Source organism: Ruminococcoides intestinihominis, assembly GCF_040096285.1.
Classification (GTDB): domain Bacteria; phylum Bacillota; class Clostridia; order Oscillospirales; family Acutalibacteraceae; genus Ruminococcoides; species Ruminococcoides intestinihominis.
On record NZ_JBBMEY010000003.1, the window covers coordinates 28,044 to 53,043 of the forward strand.

The window sequence follows — 25,000 nt, forward strand, 5'->3', positions numbered from 1 at the left end:
ATAATATGATTTCAAACAAAGAATATAGTAAACTTGTAAAGAAATATAGCCATAACAGTCCTATTATTAAAGATTGTTTCAATGCATTTTGGATTGGTGGGCTAATCTGTGCTATTGGACAAGGCTTTCAAAACCTATATGAATATTTAGGAATGAACAAGGATAATGCCGGTACACTTGTTTCTATTACATTAATTTTTTTAGGAATACTTACAACTTTTATTGGCTGGTACGACAACATTGCAAAAATCGGTGGTGCAGGTACACTTGTACCTATTACCGGTTTTGCAAACTCTATTGCCTCTCCTGCTATTGAATTTAAAAGTGAAGGTTTAGTTCTAGGCTTAGGTGTTAAAATGTTTGTTATTGCCGGTCCTGTGTTGGTGTATGGCATCTCAGCATCTGTAGTTTGTGGTCTTGTACTTCAAATCCTTTCCCTATTCGGAATAAAACCGTTGTAACTATTATTGCTTGTTTTAAATGTTACCTATATTAATTTAATATTATTTTTCTTTATTTTATTAGATTTCCTATTTTTGAAATAGTCACAATAATGTGAAATAATAAAAATATAATACATTTAATTATGCAATTAATTAGAACCATATAAACTTAATTAAAACAACATAAAGACCTACAATTTCTCCATTGTAGGTCTAATTATAAACTACCAATTTGTTGGCTTTGTGTTGATTATAAGAATTTTTTAATTTTATTTGTGGGTAAAGGTGAGTTAGATAAATTTGGGTTTGTGGAGATGTTTAAATATGAAAAGTGTAAACTATGTCCTTGTATAAACTGTAAATTATGTGGTTGTATAATTCATAATACAACAATATTTTGTAGCAAAAGCAATGCCATTTTTTATATCATATTTTGGCTCACAGTCGTAGGGGCGAACATTGTTCGCCCGTTTAATAGTAAAATGTTTTATGTATCTTTGTCCTATGTAGAAACTAAAATTATAACTTAATACATAGGACAATATGCCAATAAAGAGGCTGATTTGTTCGGTCCAACAGTGTTGGACCCTACACCTGTGAGTCATAGTTTCATATGATTTTATGCTATATATTCTCACTACAAATTTGCCTTTAACCACAATCAAAATTAAAAAGACAAACCCTAATTTATCAAACTAACCTTTACCCACAGACAAAATTGAAAAGCCTCAATTTATCAAAATAAAGGGTAAAAAAATAGGCGTACAATGTACGCCTAAAAATTACAATTATTTAATTGAGACAGTCACTTGCTAAAAATCACTTTGACTGATTAATAAGAAGTTCGGCTTTATCAATTACACGCAAATCGTTTTCGTAGGTGCAATTCTTTCTTGCTTGTTGAATATCCACCCAAATATGACTGTCGATTTCTTCCGGCTGGTCAACAACATCATCTGTAAAGGCTTGTGCTAAGAAAAAAACAACCCTCTTCTTAATATTGCCAAATGGGCAATAGTCACTAACCTCTCTAAAGCCATCAATAATCTTAACATCAAGGTTTGTTTCTTCCTTGATTTCACGAATAGCAGTAGCTTTTTCGGACTCATTAAGTTCCATATGACCTTTCGGGAAGCTCCAATAACGGCCATTGTGATTCTTAACCAGTAGTATTCTGACACCTTGTTTATTACGGTAGAAAATCAATGCTCCACAACTTTTTTCGTAAAGGCAGTTAATGTTACTAATCTCAACACTACTTGATTTGCTGATAATATCAAGAATCTGTGGTTCATAGTAAATCTCTCTATCCGGTGCAACAATGGCTCTTTGTTCGTTAGTCTTTAGGGTAATAATGGCGATAACTTGACCTGACACTACAAACTCAACTTCGTTCTTTGAAAGTACAAATGCCTTTACATTATCACCTTTTTCATCTGTAAAATAACCACTATACAAACCATCTGTTAGTTGTCCAAATAAATTTACGCTTACCTTTCTTCCAAGCACTGATTTCACCTCCTTAAAAAACAAAGTATCTTATTTACCGATAACAGTTTCCATATCGGCAATTCTGTCAGCAGAGTTAGCTGACATTACATTGTTCATAAACAGAACTTCTGTAATTCCGTTGTCCTCACAATATTTCTTCAAATCGGTAACACCACAACTTCTCATATCAAGAACATGGACTTCGCTATAGTTAGCTGATAGATACGGAACGAATGCATTACCGAAACTTTCCTTAACAACTGCAATCTTTTTATTTGTACCACACTGAGAGTTAATAATAAACTTAGGCTGGTCACCGTTAATAAATACACCGTATGTGTTTTCACCTGATGTTTCATTTTCGTAGTAAATGTCAGCATCCTGTGGTTCACCGTTAGGGTCGGCATATAGCTTACAAGTTGTGTCATATGGTAAATCGTAATAATAAACTGTATCTGTCAGACCTGAACCATATGTGTGGAATGAACCTGTAAAGCCCTCAATCTTGTGTGTACCTTCTTCTGAAATTGTCATTGGCTTTTGGTTTGTTTGTTCACAGAATGCTGTGTATGCATAATATGCACCAAGACCTGTCCAATGGTGATCGGAATTAAAGTAACAATATTCACTATTATGTTTTGCTAATGTATTATAAATATTAATTGGCTGAGCTTTGTCAAACTTACTGTAAGCATTCTTAATGTTGTCGGCTTCACTCGTTGCACCGGCTTCATTCTTTAGTCTTTCAGGTAGGTTCATTTCTGTATGAAGAGGAATCATCATACTGTATACCTTAATGCTATCCCCCAGCTTTTCGGTAGCTTTGTTAATAACATCTGAGTACATATCACTTCTGTCGGCAGATGCACCAAAGATTTCATAAGCTGAATCTTTCCATAGGTAAACTGCACCGTTTACTGAGCTAAATGTACCACTACTGTTGTCATCCTTAATTTCAGGTGTAAGGAATTGTAATGGGTCACTGTCATCAATATTACTTGAAGTAGCCTTTGAAGAACTGCTTGTCTTGCTTACTTTAGAACTTTCAACTGTCTTAAAGCCACCTGCCTGAGTATCCTTATTACTGTTTACACAACTCTTGATACCTGTGCAAATAAATATAACAATTGTCACTACAATTGCAATAAGCACAATACCGTAAACAATAAGTTTAATTCTGTTGTTTCTTCTTCTACGCTTAGCCTCTCTTTTTCTTGCTCTGTCTCTTCTTCTTTTAGCACTGCTTTCTAAATCTACTTCACCGTATTTATCAGCAAATTGTTTATAAAAATCATCACTATAAGAACGAGTTACATTGTCTTCATCAGAGTATCTTTTACTTGACATATTATTATCTCCGTTTTGCTCATATTTCATATAAATAATATCCATAGATAGGTAATATAATTATAATACAAAATCAACATAATTACAACAGAAAATACGATAATTTGCAAAACATATTATAGAAACCTAGATTGTTGCACTTTTCGCAATAATATGATAGAATAATTTTATATAAATAAAGGTGGTAAAACTTATGGAATACTCTTTCAGCGACAGAGTTCAGGCACTAAAGCCATCTGCCATTCGAGAAATTTTTAAATATGCTGCTGACCCTGAAGTTGTATCCTTATCAGCAGGTAACCCTAGTCCTGAGGCTTTTCCTATTGAAGAAATCAAGGAAATCTCTTCAAGATTATTAGAAGAAAACCCAATCGGTGTGTTACAGTACAGTGTTACCGAGGGTTATCCTCAGCTAAGAGAAACACTAAAGGAATATATGAAAAGTCACCACAATGTAGGTAGAGACTTTGATGATATTTTAATCACAACAGGTGCACAACAGATTATGGATTTAGCTACAAAGTCCCTTGTAAATGAGGGTGATGTGGTTATTACAGAAGCACCGTCATTTATCGGTTCATTAAACACTTTCAGAAGTTATAACGCAAAACTTGTAGGTGTAAAAATTGACGATGACGGTATGAATATGGAAGAACTTGAAAAGGCTCTGCAAACCCACAAAAACGCAAGATTTATCTACACTATTCCTAATTTTCAGAACCCATCAGGCATTACTATGAGTCTTGAAAAAAGAAAGAAAATGTATGAACTTGCAAAGAAATATAATGTGCTTATTCTTGAGGACAACCCATACGGTGACCTTAGATACAGTGGTGAGTACATTCCTTGTATCAAAAGTTTTGATGATGAGGGTATTGTGCTTTATGCCGGTTCAATGAGTAAGGTTATCTCTCCGGGAATTAGAGTTGCTTATGTTATTGCACCTAAGCCTATTTTCCAGAAGATGGTTGTATGCAAACAAGGTAATGATGTTCATACAAACATTTGGTCACAGATGGTTTGTAACGAACTAATGACAAAGTATGACTTTGATGCTCACCTTGAAAAGCTAAGAAACCTATACAGAAAAAAAGCACAGTTTATGATGGATCTTATGGACAAATATCTTGTACCAATGGGCATTACTTATGCAAAAATTACCGGTGGATTATTCACAATGTGTACTCTACCGGATTATGTAGATATGCAAGAATTTTGTAAAGACGCAATCAAAAACAAAGTTTGTGTTGTTCCGGGAAATGCTTTTCTAACTGATGAAAGTGAAGAATGTCACACCTTTAGAGTGAACTTCTCAACACCTACTGATGAACAGTTGGAAAAGGGAATTAAACTACTTGCAAAAACTGCTGAAAAATATATTAAGTGAGGTAAAATAAAATGGGAGAAAAGAAACCTATTGTTTTAAGTGCTATTCAACCAAGTGGCTCAATGACTCTTGGTAACTATCTTGGAGCAATTAAGAATTGGATTACTATGCAGGACGAATACTTCTGCTTTTATGCTCTTGCTGACCTACACACAATTACAGTAAGACAAGACCCTAAAGAAATGAGAAAGCATATTCTTGATATGTATGCACTTCTTTTAGCTTGTGGCATTGACCCTGAAAAAAGTGTTTTCTTCATTCAGAGCCATGTAACAACTCATGCACAGTTAGCTTGGATTTTAAACTGCTACACACAGTTTGGTGAACTTTCAAGAATGACACAGTTTAAGGATAAAAGCCGTAAACACGCCGATAACATTAACGCAGGTCTGTTTACTTACCCTGCACTAATGGCTGCCGATATTCTACTTTATCAAGCAGACAAAGTTCCTGTTGGTGCTGACCAGATGCAACATCTTGAAATCACTCGTGATATTGCAACAAGATTTAACGGTCTATATGGCAATGTATTTAAGATTCCTGAGGGCTTTGTTCCTAAGAACGGTGCAAGAGTTATGTCACTACAGAACCCATCAAGCAAGATGAGTAAAAGTGATGAAAATGTTAACGGTTGCGTATATGTTCTTGATAAGCCTGAAACTATTATGAAGAAGTTTAAGAGAGCTATTACAGACACAGACACTAAGATTTACTTTAGTGAAGATAAGCCGGGTATCAGCAATCTAATGACAATTTACGGTGCAGTTACAGGCAACACAATGGAACAGATTGAAAAGGAATTTGACGGTAAAGGCTACGGTGACTTTAAGACTGCTGTAGGTGAAGCAGTTGTTGAACACCTAAGACCAATCCAAGATGAATACAACAGAATTATCAAGGATAGAGCATATATGGAAGAAACATGGAAAAAGGCAGATGCCTTTGCTCAGAACTTCAGCCAAAGAACTCTTGACAAGGTAATGAAGAAAATCGGTTACATTAAATAATCAACATAAAATTACAGCGACCTTTCAAAACGGAAGGTCGCTTTTTTAATATTCAAAAATTTTCGGTAAATAATATTAAGGTAAAATTTATATTATGAGGGATAAAAATGATAAAAATAATTACCGACTCAGGTGCTGACTTAGAACCAAATGAACTTGAAATTTTGGATATTAAATGTGTTCCACTGTCAGTTACCTTTGACAATATTACTTACAAAGAGAACATTAACCTTACCAAAAAAGGTTTCTACAAACTACTAAAGCTAAAGAAAGAAAAGCCAACAACATCACAACCGTCCCCTGAGGATTTCTTTAATTTACTTGAGAATAACGGTGACACCTATATTGGAATTTTCTTGTCCTCCAAAATTAGTGGCACTTATCAAAATGCAAAATACTGCAGTACTGACTTTAACTGTTACCCTATAGACAGTGAAACTGCATCTGCCGGTATGAGGATACTTATTGAAGAAAGTATCAAGCTGAAAAATCAAGGTCTTTCAGCTAAAGAAATTGTTATGAAAATTGAGGAACTAAAGAAAAGAATTGTGGTTATAGCTTGTGTTGATTCACCTGAATATCTGCTAAAGGGTGGCAGAATTAAAGCCTCTATGATGTCTACCATTAAGCCTATTGTTTCTATTGAGCAAGGAAAAATCACACTTATTCACAAGTGTATCGGCACTCAAAGAGGAATAAACTATATTGCAAATAAGGTTGTGAAAAATCACCCTGACTTTTCCTATCCATTCCACATTATGTATGCCGATAACCACTCTATGGGTGTTAAGCTGAAAGAAAAGCTACTATCGGACAAACTACCAATTAACAATCATTCCTTAGTAAATGTAGGTGCAGTAATAGGCAGTCATACCGGACCTAATGCTTTTGGTGTAGCATATGTTAAAAGATAGCCGATACAACTGCCTATAAATTAAACTTCTCTATATTTCATAACGGTATAAGCACCAATAGTGTTTACTGTTTTCTTTAAGGTTTTTTCATCAATCTTATTTTTCATCAATACAGTTACTTCTTTAGTAGAGGCATTTGCCTTTGCCCAAACACCCTCAAGGTTATTGAGGGTGTTTTCAATTCTGCTTTCACATCCTTGACACACCATACCGTCAACAGTAAGAATTACTTTATATGGATAGTGACTTTTGTCCTTATCCTTAACCTTAATTTTCTTTACTTTATCCCCACCGGAAGAACCACAACATCCTTCCGATAACTTTTTCACATAGCTTTTTATAACGAAAATTGCAAATACTACAATCAGTACAACTGCAATAATTCCCCAAAAAGCAGGTTTCTGAAAAACATCCATAAATCTTCTCTCCTTGATTTTAAATTATTCCATATCCTTAAGTGCTTGTGACATAGGGATTTTCTTAATCTTTTTACTTTGGATAAAGTGAACCACAATGTAACTTAATCCACCGATAACTACTGTTAATGGCAGTACATACGGTGCAATATAATAAGTTAACCAACCGTTAAAGTCTTGCATCATAGCAAAGTACAAACCCTTAATAATATAATTACATATTGGCATACTTAACAGTAATGATATTGCAACTACAATTGCAGTTGAGGTGTTGTACAATTTACTTGCTTCATGGTCATTATATCCAAGAATTTTTACCATAGAAATTGACTTTGCATTTTTCTCTACCACTATCTTTGCAAGTAAATAAATTACCAAGATAAATAGCATTACAGAGAAACCACCGATTATAATAAACATTTGACCCATTGAGTCATCAAGCTGGTCGGCCATAACTGTTAAGTCCTGTTCGGTTATAGTTGATGCTATATAGCTTTCGTCAATATCTTTAATCTTTGTATTTGAGAAGTAACCTGTGTAGTAGTCCTTATCCTTATCAAATACTTTATTAAACTCATCTCTGGTCATAAATACTGCCATTGTTGCAGGGTATTTATAGCTGTCCTTTATTTTGAACTTGTATTTATCATGAGTATATTTATCTGTTAAAGTATAGTTAGTGTCAGTATCTAAACTGTACTTTTCAATGACACTACTAGCCATCAGAACTTCTTTATCACCTGTTGGCAAGTCCTTATCCTTTAGATACTTTGAATTTTCTTCAATACCATAAACAGTAATTTCTTCACCGTTATCATTTTCCAGAGTTCTAACACAATACTTCTCTGCATTTTTTGTGTCAGTATCAACAGGTGCTTTTAGGATATACTGATAGTTTGCAATCTTAGAGTCCATAACTTCTGACTTAAAATGAGTTAACAGTGGTGCCATCATTAAGCCAAACACAAGTAGCACATTGGCAAGAATAATGCCAATAAACATCATAATATATGCTGAACGGTTTTGTAAAATTATTCTCACTCTAAATCTTGTAATGAACTTCCAGTTAGGAAGTTTAACTGCCTTTTTCTTCTTCTTTCTCTTTAAGTCATGTCTTAAGAACTTAAGTGGTGAAAGTGAAAGTGTATAGGCAAGCACAATAACATTTACTACAAAAATAATTAATGCCGGTACAATAGTTGTGATTACAAAGGCATAACCATTCCACTTTGTAACATATGTTGGAAGTGAATAACTGTGGTAGTACATACCTGCCATATAGCCTTTCATAAATGTATAACCACAAATATTGCCTACAATAGCAGATAGAATTGTTACCACAACAGGTAGTACAATATAGTGCCTTAGCAGTTCACCTTTTGAATAACCTGATGCTCTAAGTGTACCGATAACAGAACTTTCTTTTTCAATAGTATTACGGGTAGTTACTGCAAATACAAATGCAAGTACAATCATAATGATATACAGTAACCAGATAAACATAACTCTGTCACCACCCATATCATCACCTGCAAAGTGAATTGCAGTATTATCGGCTTCTTTTACAAAGTCAGTTACCATACCTGTTTTAGCTACTTCGTCTTGAATGTCATCAGCCTTGTCGTTGATTTCATCCTCAGTCATATGCTTATGGTTGTAGTCCCAAGAGTAGCAATACTTAATACCATTGTCATTTAGCTTGTTAAAGCCTTTATCGGTAACAACAGATACAGTAAATTTATTTGCATCAAACATCATATCCGTATTATTCTTAAACAATGCTGTATAATCGGAAAGTGCAACTAAACCTACTATTTTGTAGTTTTTGTTTTGTATCTTTAGGTTGTCACCAATCTCAAGGTTGTTATTTTCTGCATACAATCTATCAATGGCAATTTCGTTATCTTCCTTAGGAAGTTTTCCACTCATTACATCAACTTTGTTAATATCTTTTCTGTTTTTGTAAATTCTGATTGTATGTTTTTTGTTGATGGGTTTATCCTTATAAGTCATAGGATAAACCTTAATGTCTTCCTTATCTTCTAGGTCATTAAGCCATTTACTGTCTGCTTTTTGTACTAAAGTAAAGTGACCGTCCTCAATATTGTACTTACTGAAACTTTCATTATAAGCAGAAAGTGTACTACCATCGGCAACTAAAAAGCCTGAAACTAAAGTGATAGTTAAGCACAAGAATAGGAACAATGCAATGTACTTGCCAAAATCACTTTTCAACTCTCTGGGAACTCGTTTATACAAAGGGTTTTTCATTTTTATACCCCCTTACCAATCAAGTTCCATAGCAGGAATTTTCTTTTCATTCATATCATTATGGCGAATTTGACCGTCCTTTAGCTTAATAACTTGGTCTGCCATATTCTTAATCGCATCGTTATGGGTAACAAGGATAACTGTGTTGCCAAACTTTTTATTCACATCTTCAATCAACTTTAGAATTTCTTTAGAGGTGTTATAGTCCAAAGCACCTGTAGGTTCATCACAAAGAAGAATATCAGGGTTCTTTACAATTGCTCTGCCAATAGCAGTTCTCTGTTGTTGACCACCTGAAAGCTGATTAGGAATCTTGTCCTTATGTTCCCAAAGTCCCAAAGTTTTTAGCAGTTCATCAATATTAAGTGGTTTATCACTTAAATAAGCACCTACTTCAATATTTTCTTTAACAGTTAAGTTAGGAATAAGGTTGTAGGACTGAAAAACATAACCCAAATGTTTTCTTCTGTACTGAGTTAGCTTTTTCTCTTTCATTTCACCAACAACTTCATCACCGATTTTGATTTTGCCACTGTCAGAATTTTCAATTCCACCGATAATGTTAAGCAGTGTTGATTTACCTGAACCGGAAGGTCCAAGCAATACGCAAATATTGCCGTCTTTGATTTCACAAGAGATACCCTTTAATACTTCTGTTTTGTTCTCTCCATCACCAAAAGATTTCTTAATATCTTCAAGGATTAATGTCATAATCTCACCTCTATTTTAATTTATGAGCATATGTTCATATGAATATATGCTCATATGTTATTCTTATTATATTCTCAGTTTCTTCCAAAGTCAAGAGGTTTTAAAAAGTAGTTAGCTTAAACTAACCGTAAAGGCAAATAAAGGGGATACCACAGTATCCCCTTCTTCTTATTTATGATGGCAATATTGGCAGTTTGCACATCCTGAGCAATTACCACCACAGGAAGATTTACCTTTTTTCTTGTCACTGCGTAGCTTTCTTACAATCAAAATAACTACTGCAAGTAAAGCCAGACCAACTATAATTGTTGCTAAATTATTTACTAACCATGTAAGCATATATAAATCCTCCCTTAAAATTTTTCTTTAATATTAAACTTTAACCTTAGCTGTAAGTTTGTTAGATTCTTTGTAAGGCTTAACAAGCATAAAGATAATGAATGCAAGTACAAGAATTGCAAAGATTAGGCCAATAACCTGAACATTACCTGTGAATAGGTTACCGAACTGGTTAATCATTAGTGCTACTGCATAAGCAAATACACACTGATAACCAACTGCAAATAGTGTCCACTTAGCGTTGTTCATTTCTCTCTTAATAGCACCGATAGCAGCAAAGCAAGGAGCACATAGTAGGTTGAATGCTAGGAATGATAAAGCACTAACCTGAGTGAATGCATTTGCCATTGCCTGATATACTGTAGCACCTGTACCACCGTATAGGATACCCATTGTACCAACAATGTTTTCCTTAGCGATAAGACCTGTAACTGATGCAACGGCTGCCTGCCAGTTGCCCCAACCAAGTGGTGCAAAAATCCAAGAAATTGCATTACCGATAATAGCAAGTAAGCTACTGTCCATTTGGTCATCTGTTAGCATCTGGAACGAACCGTTTACAAAACCGAAGTATGATAAGAACCAAACAAGGATTGTTGCAAGTAGGATAACTGTACCGGCTTTCTTAATGAATGACCAAGCTCTTTCCCACATTGAACGAAGAACATTACCTACTGTTGGCATATGGTAAGCAGGAAGTTCCATAACGAATGGAGCAGGGTCACCGGAGAACATCTTGGTTTTCTTTAGGATAATACCTGAAACAATAATTGCAGCAACACCTAGGAAGTAAGCAAATGTAGCAATCCAAGCAGAACCACCGAACAATGCACCGGCAATCATAGCGATAAACGGTGTCTTGGCACTACATGGGATAAATGTAGTTGTCATAATTGTCATTCTACGGTCACGTTCATTTTCGATTGTTCTTGATGCCATAATACCCGGAACACCACAACCTGTACCGATTAGCATAGGGATAAATGACTTACCTGATAGACCGAACTTACGGAAGATTCTGTCCATAACGAATGCGATTCTAGCCATATAACCACAAGCTTCTAGGAATGCAAGTAGAATAAACAGAACAAGCATCTGAGGTACGAAACCAAGAACTGCACCAACACCGGCAACAATACCGTCATTGATTAGACCTGATAGCCAATCAGCACAACCGATTCTATCTAGACCGTTAGAAACAAGTTCAGGAATACCGGGAACCCATACACCGTATTCTGCAGGGTCAGGAGCTTCACAGTTATACTTTTCAACTGTAGCAACTGCATCCTTAAATTCAGCAAGTGTAGCTGTAACATCTTCTGTAGCAAGAGTTTCTTCATCTTCTACTGAATATGTAGCCTTTGAGAAGTCAATACCCTTGTAGTTTTCAATATCTGTTGCAAAAGCAGTTAAAGCTGATTTTGCTTTAGCTGAGTCAAAGTCATCAGCTTCAGTATCAAGAGCAGTAGAAACTGCCTCTGTATCATAGCCTTTTTCTTCAGCATATGAAATGTAACCGTTAACGATTTCATCAGCTTTTGAATATTCATCATTTAATTCTTCATACTGAGAAGAACCGATACCGAATAGGTGGAAACCGTCACCGAATAGGTTATCGTTTACCCAGTCAGTACCCCAAGCACCAACTGTTGAAATTGCAATGTAATAAACTGCAAACATAATTACTGCGAAGATTGGAAGAGCAGCCCATCTGTTTGTAACAACTCTATCAATCTTGTCGGAAGTTGTCATCTTGTCTTTATGTTTCTTCTTGTAGCAATCGTGGATAATAGAAGAAATATAAATATATCTTTCGTTTGTAATGATACTTTCTGAGTCATCATCAAGTTCAGTTTCAACTTCTGCAATATCGTGTTCAATATGATTTTTGATTTCATCAGAAAGGTCAAGCTGAGCTAGTACCTTTTCGTCTCTTTCAAACAACTTAATTGCATACCATCTCTGCTGTTCTTCAGGCATATCGTGAACAACTGCCTCTTCAATATGAGCAAGACAATGTTCAACAGAACCTGTAAATGGATGAATAGGAGCAATCTTCTTGCTTTCTGCACTGGCAATAGCAGCTTCGGCAGCTTCTGTAATACCTGTACCCTTTAGAGCAGAGATTTCAACAACCTTACAACCAAGTTCCTTAGCAAGTTGGTCAGTACGGATTGTGTCACCGTTTTTCTTAACAACATCCATCATATTGATGGCAACAACAACAGGAATACCAAGTTCAACAAGCTGAGTTGTTAAGTATAGGTTTCTTTCAAGGTTAGTACCGTCAACAATATTTAGGATTGCGTCAGGTCTTTCACCGATTAGATAGTTTCTTGCAACAACTTCCTCTAGTGTATATGGAGAAAGTGAATAAATACCCGGAAGGTCAGTGATAACAACACCACTGTGTTTCTTTAGCTTACCTTCCTTTTTTTCTACTGTAACACCTGGCCAGTTACCAACAAACTGGTTAGAACCGGTTAAGGCATTAAACAATGTTGTTTTACCACAGTTTGGGTTACCGGCAAGGGCAATTCTCAAATCCATTGTGTAATTTCCTCTCTTTCATAATCATAGTAAGCAAAAGCTAACTATTATGTAAAAAATTATTCTACTTCAATCATTTCGGCATCAGCTTTTCTTAGAGAAAGCTCATAACCACGAACAGTAACTTCAACAGGATCGCCAAGTGGAGCAACCTTGCGAATTTTTACATCTACACCTTTGGTAATGCCCATATCCATAATTCTACGCTTTACAGCACCTTCACCATGGAGTTTCTTTACCTTTACTGTGTCGCCTACTTTAGCCTGACGCAATGTGTTCATACTTTTCCTCCTCGCTAATAAATGTATATTTATTATTAAAAATATTAGACCATAATTTTTTGGGCCATTTCTTTACTGATGGCTACTCTTGTTTCCTTAACATTAACGATAATGTTACCACCTACTGAGTTAATTACTGTAACATTACCACCTACTACAAATCCTAGGTCAGCAAGATGTTTCTTCATTTCAGGTGTGCCACCTACTCTTTTGATAATGTTCTGTTCACCTGGGTTTAGAAATGTTAATGGCATCATAATCATCCCTCTAATTCATATGGTTTTTGCGATTAGCTTAGACTAATTTAAATTAGTTTAGACTAACCTATAAGTCTAAATAAAAGGTTAGTACCAGCTAACCTACACTTAATTATATAGTTAGCTAATGCTAATGTCAACAATAAAAGCTGATTTTTTCCCATATAGACTGATTTTCAGCATATTATTAAATAAGTTAGTCATAGCTTACTATACCTATTGTACATTTTTACAAATCTAGTTTCATATTCAAATTATGAAAATTAAAACACTATAGAAAACAAAAAATCCCTGCAACTTCCTTGTTGCAGGGATGAAAATTATTTTAGCTTATCAAGTATTTTGCTGACAACATTATCAATCTTGCTGTTCTGCTTAACTTCAACAGTAATGTCGGCATATTCTCTGTACTTTGGCATACGCTTCTCATACAAAGTATCAAGGGTATCATCCTTTCCCATAGCGATACCTCTTGTATCAATGTTCTTTACTCTGCGTTTAATCTCAGGTAAAGGAACATCAATAAACACACACTTGCTGCCATCTAAAAGATTTTTCATAGCACTATCGGAAAAAACCATTGAACCACCTGTCGCAATAACTGTGTTGTCAATATTTAGTTCTTCACCGACAATACCCTCAATCTTCAAAAATTCGCTAACACCTTTTTTGTCAATAATATCTTGTAATGTAGTTTTTTCTCTGTCGCTGATTAAGTTATCAGTATCGACAAAGTCGTATCCAAGCCTCTTTGCAAGGATTATCCCTATTGTACTTTTACCACTGCCTGGCATACCTATCAAAACTATATTATTCATACTTAAATATCTCTTATAACTAGAGTGTCAGTACCTGCTCTGTTTAATGCACGAGTTGAAGTAAGAACAATAACTGTGTCACCTTTCTTAACAAGACCTGTTTCTAGTGCTTTCTTTTTACTTTGATTTGTGATTTCTTCAATAGTCTTTTTCTCATCACAAAGAATAGGAACAATACCCCAATATAGGCAAAGTTTCTTGCATACTGTTTCATCAGTAACAACTGCAATAATAGGGCACTTTGGTCTAAAGTGAGCCATAATTCTTGGTACATGACCTGTTGCTGACTCTACGATAATTGCCTTTGCACCAATGTTTTCGGCAATCTGCTTTGCACTGTAACATAGATTCTGACGAAGTGAAGAACCGATTTCATATGTCTGAATTAAAGACTCTAGGTTAGAGAATTCTCTATGTGCCTCAGCTTCTTCACAGATAGATGATAGAGCCTGAACACTTTCTACAGGATACATACCGGCAGCAGATTCACCACTAAGCATAACTGCTGAAGTACCGTCATAAACTGCGTTAGCTACATCGGAGATTTCTGCTCTTGTAGGTCTAGGACAAGTAGTCATACTTTCTAACATCTGAGTAGCAGTAATAACGAACTTACCTCTTAAAACAGTCTTAAAGATAAGTGCCTTCTGGATTTCAGGAATTTCCATAAATGGAATTTCAACACCCATGTCCCCTCTTGCTACCATAATACCATCGGATTCATCAAGAATTTCATCAATATCATCAACACCGGACTGACACTCAATCTTTGAGATAATACCGATATGTTCACCACCGATAGACTCAACATAATCTCTTAATGTACGAACATCATCACCGTTTCTAACAAATGATGCTGCAATAACATTGATACCCATTTTGATACCAAAATCAATATCTTCTCTGTCTTTCTTACTAACATAAGGCATATCAATGTTGTAATCAGGAATATTGATACTCTTACGAGAACCAAGTTCACCACCGACAAGAACCTTACAAACAATTCTGTCCTCCAGTACTTTCTTGACTTGCATAGCAATTTTACCGTCATCAAGAAGCAGCTTCAAACCTTTTGCCTTGTTGTATTTCATTAGCTTCTTAATAAGTTTAGGATAACTAATAGAAACACCCTCGTTGTTACCAACAACTTCATCTCTAAAGAAAGTAAAGTCTTGACCTTCAACGATTTCTGTTTTGCCACCATCAATGTGACCGATTCTTACTTCAGGACCTTTTGTATCCAAAAGAAGTGCCACATTCTTGCCACTTTCAGCAATAGCTTCTTTTACAGTAGCAAAAGTTTTTTCAAGTTCCCCATAGTCACCATGTGACATATTGAAACGGGCAACATCCATACCTGCATCAATCATCTTTAGGATAGTTTCCTTGTTGTTACATGCAGGGCCAATAGTGCAAATGATTTTTGTTTGTCTCATAATCCTTGTACCTCACTTCTTTTATGGCTTTTTCAAAACTCTGACCTGACAGTCAACTGTTAAGTCCAACGAGTTAAGAGAAAATAGCCTTGATTTCTTCTCTTCCTTTATTCTATTAATATGTGGTGTCATAATAAGCAAATTTTTTAAATCATCACCTTCTATATGAAGTTTAAAATCTATGTTACCTTGATACAATGTATCAAAAATATCACCAACATCTTTTTGATGCTTATCTTGTTTGAAAACAGTATCATAAATCTGCTGTTTCAATTCAATTAAGTGATTATTACCGGCAGTAACTTCTACCACTATACCACCACTTTTTAGCACCCTACTATATTCTTCCGGTACTAAAAGTGAGAATATTGCCGTAATTGCATCTACGCTGTTATTCTTTATAGGTAGATGGGATGCAGTGGCAACTGCCCAGTTAATATCTTTACTTCTGCTACAACACATTCTCACTGCATCTTTAGCAATATCTGTGCCGATAACATTAGCAAAATTTGTTCTTTCCTCAATACCACAAGTATAGTAGCCTTCTCCACAACCACAATCCAAGTAGCAATCAAAAGAACTGCAATACTCTTTAATCAAACTTGCAACTTTATCTAAAATTTTCTCATAATGACCATTTGACAAGAAATTCTTTCTTGCAAGTAGCATTTCTTTATTATCTCCCGGATGTAAACTTTTCTTTTGCTGAACCGGCAAAAGGTTTACATAGCCTTGTTTTGCATAATCAAAACAATGGTTATTTTCACATACAAGAGATTTTCCATTTAACTGTAAACTTTCCTTACAAATAGGACAAGTGAACATATTACCCAACTCCTCTGTTTATTGTATCACGGGAAAGGTAATACTTCAAGATAAATTAAGGTTAAATAGCAAAAAAACTACCCTAATTTTGGCAAAAATCAAGGTAGTTTAAAAATTTATTTTTATTTTTCAAAAATTACTTCATCAATGATAGTACAAGTTCACTATATTCGGCAGTATTTTCAATTTCAAGACCTGCCATTAGTTCAGCCTGTGCAAGAAGTAGCTTACAGTAGGACTTTGCCTTTTCCATATCGGCATCAATGTAACCCATCATAGCCTTGATACTGTCACTGTTAGGGTTAATCTCAAGAACTCTCTGTGCTTTCATACCACCCTCAGGGTTCATCTGAGCAAAGTACTTTTCCATTTCAAAGCTAACTCCACCCTTAGCAGTTAGTACAACAGGGTAATTCTTTAGCTTTTTACTTACAACAACATCAGCAACCTTGTCACCGAGAGTTTCCTTCATAAAGTTGATTGTACCTTCGCTCTGTGACTTTTCTTCTTCGGTTTCTTCCTTATTTTCTTCAGGTAAACCAAGGTCATCGTTAAGAACTGAACGAATTTCCTTTTCACCGTATTCTCTAAGTGACTGCATACAGAATTCATCAACTTCATCAGTCATATAAAGAATATCGTAGTCATTTTCCTTTAGAAGTTCAAGTACAGGTAGTCTGTCAATAGACTCAATGCTTTCACCTGTAGCATAGTAAATATACTTCTGATCTTCTTTCATATTTTCAACATACTCTTTTAGAGTAATGTTCTTCTTTTCCTTAGCAGAATAGAACATCAATAGGTCTTGTAGTTCACCTTTATGCATACCGTAATCGGCAACACAACCGTACTTTAGCTGAACACCAAATGCTGAATAGAACTTTTCGTAATTTTCTCTATCCTTTTTTAGCATTGATGCAAGTTCGTTCTTAATCTTCTTTTCAAGAGTCTTTTCCATCTGCTTTAGAACTCTATCCTGCTGTAGCATTTCTCTTGAAATATTTAGAGATACATCAGGAGAATCAACAACACCCTTTACAAAACGGAAATGTTCAGGTAACAAGTCCTCACAGTTATCCATAATTAGGACACCTGAAGAATAAAGTTGCAAACCTTTCTTGTATTCCTTAGTAAAGTAGTTAAATGGAGTTTTTGATGGAATAAATAGCATAGCCTTGTATGTTACAACACCCTCAACTGAAGTTGTAATAACCTTTAGTGGTGGGTTATAGTCCATAAACTTTTCCATATAGAAGTTATTGTACTCTTCTTCTGTAACATCTTTCTTAGGCTTTTGCCAAATTGGAACCATTGAGTTTAGAGTTTCCTTTTCATAGTAATCCTCATACTCAGGATGTTCCTTATCCTTACTGTCTTCCTTTACTCTGGACTTCTTCATTTCCATTTCAATTGGATAGTGGATATAGTCACTATACTTCTTAATCAATGAAGATAACTTGTACTGTTCTAGGTACTCATCATAGTTTTCTTCATCTGTGTTATCCTTTAACTTCATAATAATCTGTGTGCCAACTGTGTCTTTGTCACATTCTTCAATTGTGTAACCGTCAGCACCTGTTGACTGCCACTTATAAGCCTTGTCACTACCGTACTTCTTAGTGATAACTGTGATTTCCTTAGCTACCATAAATGCAGAATAGAAACCTACACCGAACTGACCGATAATATCAATGTCTTCCTTATCGTCCTTGTCCATTTCTTGCTTAAACTTATATGAACCTGAAGAAGCAATAACACCTAAGTTATTTTCCAAATCATCTTCATCCATACCGATACCATTATCACTAACTGTAATTGTACGGTTTTCTTTATCTGTACCGATTTCAATTTTGAAATCTTCTCTACTCATACCAACATTTTGGTCAGTTAAGCTCTTAAAACAAAGTTTGTCAATGGCATCACTTGCGTTAGAAATAATTTCTCTTAGAAAAATATCTCTGTTTGTATAAATTGAATTAATCATAAGATCAAGTAGTCTTTTTGACTCTGATTTAAACTGTTTCTTAGCCACTTTAATCAATCCTCTTTTAAATAATTTTTAGCACTCTCAACTTTAGAGTGCTAACTCTATAAACTAATATACAACTAAGGGCAGATAAAGTCAAGAATAAATATTAAAAAATATACATTTTATGAAAAATATACACAATACAGGGCATACTTTTAGTGGTGATGATTATGATAGAAACTTTAAGCAAGTATAATGTTAAATTTACTGATGAATACTTTAAGAAAGAAATTACTATTCCCGTAATTTACAGTGATGAATACTTAAAATCTAAAACACTTGACCTTAACTTAGCCAGGTTATGTTGTACTTTCTGTTGTTGCAGTTATGATGAAGAATGTATGAAAAAGGCATTTTTGGATGCTGAGTTTACCGACATAGAACTTCTGTACTTTAAACCACAAGAAAATACTGCATCAATTGCTATAGCAAAAAGGGATAACAATGTTTTTATTGTTATCCGAGGTACTTTAGGTGAAGAATGGTACAATAATTTTCGTACAGGACTTGAGGACACTCACCAGGGTTATTACGACACAATAGGGTTTTTAAAGCCACTTATTAAGAAATACATTAACACAACAAACAACATTATTTTTACCGGTCATTCCCGTGGTGGTGCATTGGCAAATTTACTGGCATCGGAATTAATCAAAGACGGCAGAGAAAATGTATTTGCCTATACCTTTGCTTGTCCTAATGTTACTTCAAAGGATGACACATACAGTCATAGGTTTTCCGATATATATAACTTTGTGTACGAAGATGACTTTATTACCCATTGTCCTCTCAGAGAATGGGGTTATAACCGTTACGGTAACACAATTAAATTTAAATTAAGGGATATTAACTACAAAAAGCTGAAAAAATCTTTCAATGAACTTTCAGGAAGTAACTTTGTTTCTTTCAAAGATTGCAACGAAAGTGTGGATAACTTTATTGATACCACATTACACCTGGCAAGTAACCCTTATGAATACTACCACAAAGGATATTTAGTAGATGAAGAATATATCACCCTATACAAATACTTTCAAATTATTTGTGATATTTTTAATGACAAAGAAAGTTTTTCTGCCGGTATAACACTACTTGCCACAAAGCTATCGGAATTTGCACCACTTACCGAATTTCTTTCAAGTGGTATTGATGTACCTATGTTACTTTCTCAAGGTAACGCAAACAACTCTTGTGCTATGTTTGCACATTCACCACTAACCTACCTTTCATTATTAAATACCCAGAAAATAAAACTGACCTCCTAGTTGGAGGTCAGTTTTATTATAATTTTCTATTTAGCTTTTCTGTTTTTAAACATCCACAAATTATTGTTATAAGCGAACATAATAATTGCCATTAATATAATAATTCCATAGCCGATAAATGAATAAACATCCGGTACATCACCGAAAACAATGAATCCTAAACCGGCAGCAAAAATAATTTGGCTATAATCATAAACAGAAACTTCCTTAGCCGGTGCATAGGTATAAGCTGCTGTAATGCCAAATTGTCCACCGGCAGCAGAAAGACCTGCCATTATTAACGCAAATAACTGAAACGGTGTAAACATCTTAAAGTCCATTAACATTAATGGTAATAATACAACTGTACTAAATCCGGAGAAAAACAGTACTATAAAGCTACCATTCTCACCTCTTGTACCAAGAAGCCTAACCATTGTATAAGCAAAACCGGCACAAGCACCACCCACAAAACCGGCAAGTGAAGGAAACCAATCTGCATTTGAAAAGTCAGGCTTAATAACAAACAATGCACCGATAAATGCACCAAACACAATTAAACCTTGTGGCAAAGTTAACCTTTCTTTTAATATTATAAATGAAAAGATAATTACAAAGAACGGTGACATTTTGTTAAGGATTGAGGCGTCACTAAGTACCAAATGGTCAATAGCATAGAAGTTACACAAAATTCCAAACACCCCAAACAATGACCTTAAAAGTAACGGTCCTAAGTTTTTAGGGTTAAAGTGAAAACTTTTTCTGTCCTTTAATACCATAAACAAAGCAAAGAAAAACGCTACAAAGTTACGGAAAAATGCCTTTTCACCTGTTGGCAAGTCACCTGACAATTTTACAAAGAAATTCATAAAGGCAAAGCAAAATGCTGACAATATAATATAGATAACACCTTTATATTTTTTATTAATTTTCAAAAACTCCACTTCTCTTCCACAAATATAAAATACATTCTCATTAATAAATTATATCATAATAAAAATTAGTGTCAATTTTCTCTTGACATATTTTTAATTTAGCTTTATAATTTTAGTAGTTAAATAATTTGTCACAAACCGTTGATTGAGAGTAAGTACATTTGATGGAGATTTTTAGAGAGTTGTCGGATGGTGCAAGACAATAATTAAAATCATTTGGAATGGACTCAAGAGGGCAGACTGAAATTTTATATAAAGTAGGTACTGACGGAAACCTTGACCGTTACAACAAGGAGTATGTGTTAGCATATGTAAAGCGGGTACTATTGTACCAATTTGGGTGGCACCGCAGAAGTTTATTACAGCTTTTGTCCCTTTATCTAGGGACAAGGGCTTTTTTTATTATAATTTTTACTAAAGAGAAAGGAGAAACCTATGTATTCACCAAGTTTTGATGAGGTAGCACAGTATAAAGAATATGATGTTATTCCTGTTAGCAAGGAAATTTATGCTGATGTTATCACTCCCATTACATTATTAAGAAAAATAGCAGACAAATACAAAAACTACTATCTACTGGAAAGTATCGAAGGTGGAGAAAAGTGGGCAAGGTACAGTTTCTTTGGCTTTGACCCAAAGGCAAGACTTTACTGTAAAGACGGTGTTGTTACTATTGAAGGTGAGGGTGCTAAGGTTGTGGAAACCAAGAAACCTCTAACAGTATTAAGAGAATACCTAAGTCACTACAAAACACCTACAATCAAGGGTAATCCTCCTTTCACAGGTGGTTTGGTGGGTTACTACGGTTACTCAATGATTGGTTATGCCGAACCAACACTAAAGCTAAAGTCAAGTGAATTTAACGACTTTGATGTTATGCTTTGTGACAAAATCATTGCTTATGACCACCTAAAACAGAAAATCACTGTTATTGTAAATATGAAAACCAATGACCTTGAAAATCAGTACAACAAGGCTATTAATGATATTGATGAAATCGTTAAAATGATTAACGACCCAACACCTGTAAGCAAGTTAACTTCTTACAAAGATGTTGAGTTTAAGTCAAACTTCACCGAAGAAGAATATGCCGATACAGTAAACAAAACTAAAGAATATATCTTTGACGGGGATATTTTCCAAGCAGTTATCAGCAGAAGATTTGAAACAAAATATGAGGGTAGCCTACTAAATGCTTACAGAGTACTTAGAGTTACAAACCCTAGCCCTTATATGGTATTTATGAAAATCGGCGAAAATGAAATTATTTCAACTTCACCTGAAACATTGGTAAGATACCAAAACGGCAGAATGACAACATTCCCTATTGCCGGTTCAAGACCTAGAGGCAAAACAGAAGAAGAGGATATTGCCCTAGAGAAAGATTTACTACAAGACGAAAAGGAACTTTCAGAACACAATATGCTGGTTGACCTAGGCAGAAACGATATTGGTAAAATCTCAAAATTCAATTCTGTTACAGTTACAGAGTATATGAAAGTTTTAAGATACTCAAAGATTATGCACATTTGCTCAGAAGTACAAAGTGATGCACTTGATACAGTGGATTCATTTGATGCTATTGAGGCCGTACTTCCTGCCGGTACACTTTCAGGTGCACCAAAGGTTAGAGCTTGTGAGATTATTGAAGAACTTGAGAAATGCCCAAGAGGTGTTTACGGTGGTGCTATCGGATACATTGACTTTAACGGTAATATGGATACTTGCATAGCAATCAGAATGGCATCAAAGATAAAAGACAAAGTTTATGTTCAAGCCGGTGGTGGTATTGTAGCAGACAGTATCCCACACAATGAATATATGGAAAGCTACAACAAAGCACTTGCAGTAATGAATGCAATTAAGAATGCCGGGGAGGTTGAAGAAGTATGATTTTACTAATTGATAACTACGATAGTTTTTCTTACAATCTTGTTCAACTTGCCGGTAGTGTAAATCCGGACATTAAGGTTATCAGAAATGATGCAATGACTGTGGAAGAAATTGAAAAGCTAAACCCAAGCCATATTATTATTTCTCCCGGTCCGGGCTATCCAAAGGATGCCGGTATCTGTGAAGATGTAATCAGATACTTTAAAGGAAAGAAACCAATCCTAGGTGTATGCCTTGGTCATCAAGCAATTTGTGAAGTTTTCGGTGCAGAAATCACTCATGCTAAAAAGCTAATGCATGGCAAGAAAAGCACACTAAACATTGACCCAACTTGCAAAATCTTTAATGGTATGGGTGACAAAATGGTAGGTGCAAGATACCATTCACTAATTGCCAAGAAAGAAACTTTACCACAAGAATTAATTGTTACTTCAACTGACGATATGGGTGAAATAATGGCAGTAAAACACAGAGATTATGAAATCTACGGACTACAGTTCCACCCTGAAAGCATATTGACAGTCGGTGGTAAGAAACTACTTGAAAACTTTTTAGACATAAAGTAAGGATGTAAAAAAATGATTAAAGAAGCAATTATAAAACTAAGTAAAAGAGAAAATCTTGATATAGATACAACAAAGCAAGTTATGAACGAAATTATGAGTGGTGAAGCTACCGAAGCACAAATCGGTGCATTCTTAACAGCACTTATGATGAAAGGTGAAACTATTGACGAAATCACAGCTTGTGCAACAGTTATGAGAGAAAAGGCTCTACATATTAACCCTAAAGTAAAGGTTATGGAAATTGTAGGTACAGGTGGTGACGGTACAGGTACATTCAACATTTCCACTACTTCGGCATTCGTTATTTCTGCCGGTGGTGTTCCTATTGCAAAACACGGTAACCGTTCAATGAGCAGTAAGTCAGGTGCTGCCGATTGTCTTGAAAACTTAGGTGTAAACCTTAACATTACACCTGAGAGAAGTGAAGAAGTACTAAACCAATGTGGTATGTGCTTTATGTTTGCACAGTGCTACCACAAGTCAATGAAGTATGTTGCTAAGCCAAGAAAAGAAATCGGCATCAGAAACATTTTCAATATTCTTGGACCTTTAACAAACCCTGCAAGTGCATCAATGCAAGTTATGGGTGTGTTTAGTCAAGATTTATGCGAACCATTAGCACAGACACTTATTAACCTAGGTGTTAAGAAAGGCATGGTTATTTACGGTTTAGACGGTATGGATGAAGCTACTGTTACAACAAAGACTTATTGTTCAGAAATTCGTGACGGTAAGGTACATTCTTACTATATTACACCGGAAGAAGTGGGACTAAAGACTTACCCAATGGATGACCTAATCGGTGGTAACGGCAAAGAAAATGCAGAAATCACTTTGGATATTCTTACAGGAAAAGAACAAGGTGCAAAGAGAGATATTGTACTGTTAAACTCAGGTATTGCATTTTATGTTGCAGGTAAGGCAGACTCTATTAAGTCCGGTGTTGACTATGCAAAAGAAATTATTGACAGTGGCAAGGCTTTTGCTACTAAGGAAGCATTTGTTGCTTTAACTAATGAATAAGTGAGACAGATATGACAATACTTAACGAAATTGCAGAATATACAAAGAAGAGATATATTGAGCAAGAAAAGGTTGTACCTTTTGAAGAAATCAAAAGTAAAGCCCGAAAGATGGACAGTAACACAGGTTTTCCATTTGAAAAAGCTTTAGCAAAGGAAGGACTCTCCTACATATGTGAAGTAAAGAAAGCAAGTCCCAGCAAAGGTATTATTGCAGAAAAATTTCCTTATAAGGAAATTGCCAAAGACTATGAAAAGGCCGGTGCATCAGCAATTTCCTGCTTAACCGAACCAAAATATTTTAAAGGCAAGAATGAATATCTTGAAGAAATCAGCAAGGAAGTTTCTATTCCTATTTTGAGAAAAGATTTTACAGTATGTGCCTATCAGATTTACGAGGCAAAGGTAATCGGTGCATCTGCTATATTATTAATATGTGCAATTCTTACCGAAGAAGAAATTAAGGAATACTTAGATATTGCAACCTCTCTTGGACTATCGGCTTTAGTTGAGGCTCATACAGAAGAAGAAGTTAAAATGGCACTAAACTGTGGTGCAAAAATTATCGGTGTTAACAACCGTAACCTAAAGGACTTTACAGTTGATATTAACAACTGTATCAACCTAAGAAAGCTTGTTCCGGAAAATATTTTATTTGTTGGAGAAAGTGGTATCAAAACAAGCACAGACATTGCTAACCTAAAGAAAGCTAATGTAAATGCTGTTTTAATCGGTGAAACACTTATGAGAAGTGAAGATAAATCAAAGGCTCTTACTGAGCTTAACGGTGAACCATTACATAAATAAGAAAAAGGAGA

23 protein-coding genes and 1 other annotated feature are annotated in these 25,000 nt (G+C 35.1%); of the genes, 9 read left to right on the forward strand and 14 right to left on the reverse strand.

Annotated features, from left to right (window positions below):
* The first annotated feature begins 5 nt into the window (after nucleotides 1–5).
* The gene (spoVAC, locus tag WMO18_RS01580) at nucleotides 6–461 is read left to right on the forward strand and encodes a stage V sporulation protein AC (protein ID WP_022504824.1); all 456 of its coding nucleotides are present in this window, start codon (nucleotides 6–8) and stop codon (nucleotides 459–461) included.
* Nucleotides 462–1,262: 801 nt separating this feature from the next.
* Here spoVAC and WMO18_RS01585 read toward each other — a convergent pair.
* Nucleotides 1,263–1,952 carry a bis(5'-nucleosyl)-tetraphosphatase gene (locus tag WMO18_RS01585; protein WP_211147328.1) on the reverse strand — a complete coding sequence of 230 codons (690 nt, stop codon included), beginning with the start codon at nucleotides 1,950–1,952 and terminating at the stop codon, nucleotides 1,263–1,265.
* Nucleotides 1,953–1,982: 30 nt separating this feature from the next.
* Nucleotides 1,983–3,281: a DHHW family protein gene (locus tag WMO18_RS01590; RefSeq protein ID WP_211147329.1), complete on the reverse strand. Its 1,299-nt coding sequence runs from the start codon at nucleotides 3,279–3,281 to the stop codon at nucleotides 1,983–1,985.
* Nucleotides 3,282–3,474: 193 nt separating this feature from the next.
* Between WMO18_RS01590 and WMO18_RS01595 the strand changes: the two genes are divergently transcribed.
* The 3 genes from WMO18_RS01595 (at nucleotide 3,475) to WMO18_RS01605 (ending at nucleotide 6,589) form a co-directional block, all read left to right on the forward strand.
* On the forward strand, nucleotides 3,475–4,668 hold the full coding sequence (locus WMO18_RS01595) for an aminotransferase-like domain-containing protein (RefSeq protein WP_211147330.1): 1,194 nt from the start codon (nucleotides 3,475–3,477) through the stop codon (nucleotides 4,666–4,668).
* Between the two features lie 11 nt (nucleotides 4,669–4,679).
* Nucleotides 4,680–5,675 (forward strand): tryptophan--tRNA ligase, encoded by a 996-nt coding sequence (gene trpS, locus WMO18_RS01600; RefSeq protein ID WP_022505952.1) that lies wholly within the window; start codon nucleotides 4,680–4,682, stop codon nucleotides 5,673–5,675.
* A 107-nt stretch (nucleotides 5,676–5,782) separates the two neighbouring features.
* Nucleotides 5,783–6,589, forward strand: a complete 807-nt coding sequence (locus WMO18_RS01605; RefSeq protein WP_211147331.1) for a DegV family protein — start codon at nucleotides 5,783–5,785, stop codon at nucleotides 6,587–6,589.
* Between the two features lie 20 nt (nucleotides 6,590–6,609).
* Here the strand turns inward: WMO18_RS01605 and WMO18_RS01610 are convergent, their stop codons facing one another.
* From WMO18_RS01610 to htpG, 11 genes are all read right to left on the reverse strand, one after another.
* Entirely contained in the window at nucleotides 6,610–7,005 is a 396-nt protein-coding gene (locus WMO18_RS01610) for a heavy-metal-associated domain-containing protein (protein ID WP_211147332.1), read from the reverse strand.
* Nucleotides 7,006–7,029: 24 nt separating this feature from the next.
* Nucleotides 7,030–9,276, reverse strand: coding sequence for an ABC transporter permease (locus tag WMO18_RS01615; RefSeq protein ID WP_211147333.1), 2,247 nt, complete (start codon nucleotides 9,274–9,276; stop codon nucleotides 7,030–7,032).
* A gap of 12 nt (nucleotides 9,277–9,288) precedes the next feature.
* A complete protein-coding gene (locus tag WMO18_RS01620) occupies nucleotides 9,289–9,987 on the reverse strand; it encodes an ABC transporter ATP-binding protein (RefSeq protein ID WP_211147334.1) in 699 nt (232 codons plus the stop codon).
* Nucleotides 9,988–10,155: 168 nt separating this feature from the next.
* Nucleotides 10,156–10,326, reverse strand: a complete 171-nt coding sequence (locus tag WMO18_RS01625; protein WP_211147335.1) for a FeoB-associated Cys-rich membrane protein — start codon at nucleotides 10,324–10,326, stop codon at nucleotides 10,156–10,158.
* Nucleotides 10,327–10,359: 33 nt separating this feature from the next.
* Nucleotides 10,360–12,876: a ferrous iron transport protein B gene (feoB, locus tag WMO18_RS01630; protein ID WP_367286247.1), complete on the reverse strand. Its 2,517-nt coding sequence runs from the start codon at nucleotides 12,874–12,876 to the stop codon at nucleotides 10,360–10,362.
* A gap of 59 nt (nucleotides 12,877–12,935) precedes the next feature.
* On the reverse strand, nucleotides 12,936–13,157 hold the full coding sequence (locus WMO18_RS01635; RefSeq protein ID WP_022505945.1) for a FeoA family protein: 222 nt from the start codon (nucleotides 13,155–13,157) through the stop codon (nucleotides 12,936–12,938).
* Between the two features lie 44 nt (nucleotides 13,158–13,201).
* Complete coding sequence (locus tag WMO18_RS01640; RefSeq protein WP_211147337.1) at nucleotides 13,202–13,414, reverse strand: FeoA family protein; 213 nt, start codon at nucleotides 13,412–13,414, stop codon at nucleotides 13,202–13,204.
* Nucleotides 13,415–13,734: 320 nt separating this feature from the next.
* On the reverse strand, nucleotides 13,735–14,232 hold the full coding sequence (locus tag WMO18_RS01645; protein WP_211147338.1) for a shikimate kinase: 498 nt from the start codon (nucleotides 14,230–14,232) through the stop codon (nucleotides 13,735–13,737).
* Between the two features lie 2 nt (nucleotides 14,233–14,234).
* Nucleotides 14,235–15,668: a pyruvate kinase gene (gene pyk, locus WMO18_RS01650; RefSeq protein ID WP_211147339.1), complete on the reverse strand. Its 1,434-nt coding sequence runs from the start codon at nucleotides 15,666–15,668 to the stop codon at nucleotides 14,235–14,237.
* A gap of 21 nt (nucleotides 15,669–15,689) precedes the next feature.
* The gene (locus WMO18_RS01655) at nucleotides 15,690–16,493 is read right to left on the reverse strand and encodes a putative RNA methyltransferase (protein WP_211147340.1); all 804 of its coding nucleotides are present in this window, start codon (nucleotides 16,491–16,493) and stop codon (nucleotides 15,690–15,692) included.
* A 136-nt stretch (nucleotides 16,494–16,629) separates the two neighbouring features.
* Nucleotides 16,630–18,525, reverse strand: coding sequence for a molecular chaperone HtpG (htpG, locus tag WMO18_RS01660; RefSeq protein ID WP_211147341.1), 1,896 nt, complete (start codon nucleotides 18,523–18,525; stop codon nucleotides 16,630–16,632).
* Between the two features lie 167 nt (nucleotides 18,526–18,692).
* On the opposite strand from htpG, the gene WMO18_RS01665 reads away from it, so the two are divergent.
* Nucleotides 18,693–19,787, forward strand: coding sequence for a lipase family protein (locus tag WMO18_RS01665; RefSeq protein ID WP_367286248.1), 1,095 nt, complete (start codon nucleotides 18,693–18,695; stop codon nucleotides 19,785–19,787).
* 26 nt (nucleotides 19,788–19,813) lie between these two features.
* On the opposite strand, the gene WMO18_RS01670 is transcribed toward WMO18_RS01665, so the two are convergent.
* On the reverse strand, nucleotides 19,814–20,710 hold the full coding sequence (locus WMO18_RS01670) for a DMT family transporter (RefSeq protein WP_022505938.1): 897 nt from the start codon (nucleotides 20,708–20,710) through the stop codon (nucleotides 19,814–19,816).
* Between the two features lie 123 nt (nucleotides 20,711–20,833).
* Nucleotides 20,834–21,080 (forward strand) — a binding site (T-box leader).
* Between the two features lie 56 nt (nucleotides 21,081–21,136).
* Here WMO18_RS01670 and trpE point away from each other — a divergent pair.
* From trpE to trpC, 4 genes are read left to right on the forward strand one after another with little or no spacing between them, the layout of a single operon-like run.
* On the forward strand, nucleotides 21,137–22,594 hold the full coding sequence (gene trpE / locus WMO18_RS01675) for an anthranilate synthase component I (protein WP_022505937.1): 1,458 nt from the start codon (nucleotides 21,137–21,139) through the stop codon (nucleotides 22,592–22,594).
* Complete coding sequence (locus WMO18_RS01680) at nucleotides 22,591–23,160, forward strand: anthranilate synthase component II (RefSeq protein ID WP_022505936.1); 570 nt, start codon at nucleotides 22,591–22,593, stop codon at nucleotides 23,158–23,160. Before trpE ends, WMO18_RS01680 begins: the two co-directional genes overlap by 4 nt.
* 12 nt (nucleotides 23,161–23,172) lie before the next feature.
* Nucleotides 23,173–24,183 carry an anthranilate phosphoribosyltransferase gene (gene trpD / locus WMO18_RS01685; protein ID WP_022505935.1) on the forward strand — a complete coding sequence of 337 codons (1,011 nt, stop codon included), beginning with the start codon at nucleotides 23,173–23,175 and terminating at the stop codon, nucleotides 24,181–24,183.
* A gap of 11 nt (nucleotides 24,184–24,194) precedes the next feature.
* Nucleotides 24,195–24,989, forward strand: coding sequence for an indole-3-glycerol phosphate synthase TrpC (gene trpC, locus WMO18_RS01690; RefSeq protein ID WP_022505934.1), 795 nt, complete (start codon nucleotides 24,195–24,197; stop codon nucleotides 24,987–24,989).
* The last annotated feature ends 11 nt before the right edge of the window (nucleotides 24,990–25,000 follow it).